Origin of the sequence: Vibrio sp. 10N.222.55.C7 (assembly GCF_041473335.1) — a bacterium.
Taxonomy (GTDB): domain Bacteria; phylum Pseudomonadota; class Gammaproteobacteria; order Enterobacterales; family Vibrionaceae; genus Vibrio; species Vibrio crassostreae_C.
Map to the genome: position 1 here is coordinate 1 of NZ_JBFRSC010000105.1, position 3608 is coordinate 3608.

Genomic DNA, 3608 nt, shown 5'->3' on the forward strand with positions numbered 1-3608 from the left:
AAAGCCGCGATGAACCTTTTAATTTAAGCCAGTTGAACAAAAAAACATCAAATTGTCCAAATAACGCTTTACAAGCAGGCTCAGATCACCAAGAATGGCGTCGCTCTGTTCTCAGGGTTATTAAATGAAACATCCAGTTGTAAAGTAGAACCCTTAGTATTGCTTCATTGTTATTCTCAGTGTTTCCCTTAGCTTCATAGATACATTAAATAATTCAAGCTTTCAGCGCATCGCACTTTTGGCGATTAATTTTTTATTTTTATATAAGGGACACATCATGTCTAACAAAGTAAACGGCGTAGTAAAATGGTTTAACGAAGAGAAAGGCTTCGGTTTCCTAACTCAAGACAACGGCGGCGCTGACGTATTCGTACACTTCCGTGCAATCGCTTCTGAAGGTTTCAAGACTCTTAAAGAAGGCCAACAAGTGTCTTTCGAAGTAGAGCAAGGCCAAAAAGGTCTTCAAGCTGCAAACGTTGTAGCTCTATAAGATTTTAAGTCGGCGCAGGTTGCAACAGCAACTTGCGTCACTTTCTCTCTCAAATTTGTTTCCCCCCTCAGTTTTACCGCAACACTCTTCTCCATTAGCAATACCCTCTCTAAGTATTCAAAAATCCTGTTTTACGTCCGTTATCTCGTTCTAACTATCGTTGTATCTGTTCTTTGCTCTAACTCAACCTTCTACGTAACAACCAGTCACTTGCTCATCCTGATTACTATTACTGTATCCATAAAAAAAAGCCCCTAAAATTAGGAGCTCATTTTGATCTAATCAACACTGATTAAGCTGATTATTCTTTATCGTGTACAGCTTACAGACTGTTATTCAATGTTTTGGATCTGCTCACGCATCTGTTCGATAAGAACCTTAAGCTCTACGCCTGATGCTGTGATGTCTGTGCTGATAGACTTAGACGCTAGCGTGTTTGACTCACGGTTGAACTCTTGCATCATGAAGTCTAGCTTACGGCCACAAGCGCCACCTTTCTTCAGTACTGCATTTGCTTCTTTCACGTGAGAATCTAGACGGTCTAGCTCTTCTGCTACGTCTGACTTCTGCGCAAGTAGGATAAGCTCTTGCTCAACACGAGAACCTTCAAGTTCGATTTTCGCATCTTCAAATTTGGTAAGAAGACGCTCACGTTGCCACTCTAGGATCTCAGGCATGCGTGCACGAACTTTCACTACTTCTTCAGTGATTGCATCTAAGCGCTGTACGATTAGCGCCTTCATGTTCTCACCTTCACGAGCACGAGCATCAATGAACTCTGCGATAGCATCGTTGAATGCTTCAAGTAGGTCTTTGTTGATGGCATCCATGTCTTGCTCTGGCGTTTCCATCACACCAGGCCAATTCATGACTTGGAATGGGTTCAAACGGCTGTCTTCACCTGTCATCGTCATTACTTGGTTCGCAGCATTGATTACTTGCTGAGCCAAACCTTCGTTAATGCTTAGTTCGCCCTTTGCAGCAGGGTTTGCTTCAAAGCGTAGGTTACATTCAACCTTACCGCGTGCAAGACGCTTACGGAAACGCTCACGCAAGATTGGCTCTAAACCACGGAACTGTTCAGGCATACGGAAGTAAGTTTCTAGGTAGCGTTGGTTTACACTACGGATTTCCCATACTGCGCTGCCCCAATCGCCTTTTACTTCTTTGCGTGCGTACGCGGTCATACTATAAATCATCGAATTTTCCTGTCTTTTATCATTCTGAAAATAACGCGCACGCATAGTATCACGATATGGTGTGCTCTCGAAGCCTGTCGCTTTTCACTGTAAATAGCCTTTCGTGATAAATAGCTTTGAACGGTAAATAGATTTGCACGATAAACTGCTATATAATCTTGCCCCAATCAAAACTGTCTCACCCCTTTCTTAGGTGATGCACTCTTTCGATAGTAAATCACTTCAGACTGTTAATAAGGTAGATACCAATGCGTCCAAATGACCGCGCTGTAGATCAAATTCGTCCAATTAAAATTACTCGTAACTACACAGCTTATGCTGAAGGTTCTGTATTAGTTGAGTTCGGCAACACTAAAGTTCTATGTAATGCGACGGTAGAAGAAAACGTACCGCGTTGGTTAAAAGGCCAAGGAAAGGGTTGGGTAACGGCTGAATACGGCATGCTGCCACGTGCAACGCACACTCGTAACCGTCGTGAAGCGGCGAGCGGCAAGCAAGGTGGTCGTACGATGGAAATCCAACGTCTGATCGCTCGTAGCCTACGTGCTGTTGTTGACCTGAAAGTAATGGGTGAAATTATGATCACTGTCGATTGTGATGTTATCCAAGCAGACGGCGGTACTCGTACTGCTTCTATCTCAGGTGCAAGCGTTGCAATGGCTGATGCTATCAACAGCCTACTAGCAAGCGGCAAACTGAAAAAGAACCCAATGAAAGGCCACGTAGCGGCAGTTTCAGTGGGCATCGTTGGTGCACAAGCACTGTGTGACCTTGAGTACGTTGAAGACTCAGCAGCCGATACCGACATGAACGTTGTAATGACGGAAGACGGTAAGATGATTGAGATTCAAGGTACCGCAGAAGGCGAACCGTTCAGCCACGAAGAGTTGATGCAGCTTTTAGCCCTGGCGAATAAGGGCATTGCTGATATTGTTGAAGCGCAGAAGTCGGCGTTAGCAGAATAGTTTTTAGATAGCTCCTTTTTTAAGGGGCTATTTTTTTATTTTCATCATATATAACTCTACACCAGCGTTAGCTGCAATTTTTCACCCTAATCACATAGGTCCCCTATGCTCATAGGGCTGAAAAACCTTGCTGCCTTGTTGTAGAGCTATCTATTTAGAAAATACATCATTGTTAGCTTCCTGAGCGATTGGAAGTTAGGAACTGGAAAGTAAATTAATTTAGAGGATGAGCATGAAAGCATATCAACGTGAATTTATTGAATTTGCACTAGAGAAAGAAGTACTTAAGTTTGGTGAGTTTACTTTAAAGTCTGGCCGTAAGAGCCCTTACTTCTTCAATGCTGGATTGTTTAATACAGGTCGTGACCTAGCGCGTTTAGGTCGCTTCTACGCAGCAGCATTGGCTGATTCTGGCATTGAGTTCGATGTACTATTTGGCCCTGCATACAAGGGTATCCCAATTGCAACGACGACAGCGGTTGCACTGGCAGATCACCACGATGTAGATACGCCTTACTGTTTTAACCGTAAAGAAGCGAAAAACCACGGTGAAGGTGGCAACCTTGTCGGTAGCGCGCTTGAAGGTCGCATCATGTTAGTGGACGACGTGATCACTGCAGGTACTGCGATTCGTGAGTCGATGGAAATCATCCAAGCAAATGGCGCTGATTTAGCGGGTGTGCTTGTTGCTATCGACCGTCAAGAGAAGGGCAAAGGCGAACTGTCTGCGATTCAAGAAGTTGAGCGTGACTTCGGTTGTGCGATTATCTCAATCGTTAGCCTGACTGACTTGGTGACTTTCCTTGAAGAGAAAGGCACAGACGCAGCACATCTAGAGTCAGTAAAAGCGTACCGCGCTCAATACGGCATCTAATACTACTCGTAATTAGACTATAGAATGCACAAGGGGCTGATGATTCATCAGCCCCTTTTCTTTGGTTCATCGCGGCTTTC

At 44.2% G+C, this 3608-nt stretch carries 4 protein-coding genes; 3 read left to right on the plus strand and 1 reads right to left on the minus strand.

The window, feature by feature from the left end:
- Positions 1-277: 277 nt before the first annotated feature.
- On the plus strand, positions 278-490 hold the full coding sequence (locus AB4482_RS22835) for a cold-shock protein (RefSeq protein ID WP_017071067.1): 213 nt from the start codon (positions 278-280) through the stop codon (positions 488-490).
- Positions 491-822: 332 nt separating this feature from the next.
- On the opposite strand, the gene AB4482_RS22840 is transcribed toward AB4482_RS22835, so the two are convergent.
- Positions 823-1689 (minus strand): YicC/YloC family endoribonuclease, encoded by an 867-nt coding sequence (locus AB4482_RS22840; RefSeq protein WP_017059268.1) that lies wholly within the window; start codon positions 1687-1689, stop codon positions 823-825.
- 248 nt (positions 1690-1937) lie between these two features.
- Here AB4482_RS22840 and rph point away from each other — a divergent pair, with 248 nt between their 5' ends.
- Positions 1938-2654 carry a ribonuclease PH gene (gene rph / locus AB4482_RS22845; protein ID WP_019826449.1) on the plus strand — a complete coding sequence of 239 codons (717 nt, stop codon included), beginning with the start codon at positions 1938-1940 and terminating at the stop codon, positions 2652-2654.
- Positions 2655-2886: 232 nt separating this feature from the next.
- Positions 2887-3528 carry an orotate phosphoribosyltransferase gene (gene pyrE, locus AB4482_RS22850; RefSeq protein WP_017059267.1) on the plus strand — a complete coding sequence of 214 codons (642 nt, stop codon included), beginning with the start codon at positions 2887-2889 and terminating at the stop codon, positions 3526-3528.
- Positions 3529-3608: the final 80 nt, after the last annotated feature.

Coding starts and splice junctions, on each gene's coding strand:
- pyrE (WP_017059267.1), top strand. CDS start 2,887: ATGAAAGCATATCAACGTGAATTTATTGAATTTGCACTAGAGAAAGAA.
- rph (WP_019826449.1), top strand. CDS start 1,938: ATGCGTCCAAATGACCGCGCTGTAGATCAAATTCGTCCAATTAAAATT.
- AB4482_RS22835 (WP_017071067.1), top strand. CDS start 278: ATGTCTAACAAAGTAAACGGCGTAGTAAAATGGTTTAACGAAGAGAAA.
- AB4482_RS22840 (WP_017059268.1), bottom strand. CDS start 1,689: ATGATTTATAGTATGACCGCGTACGCACGCAAAGAAGTAAAAGGCGAT.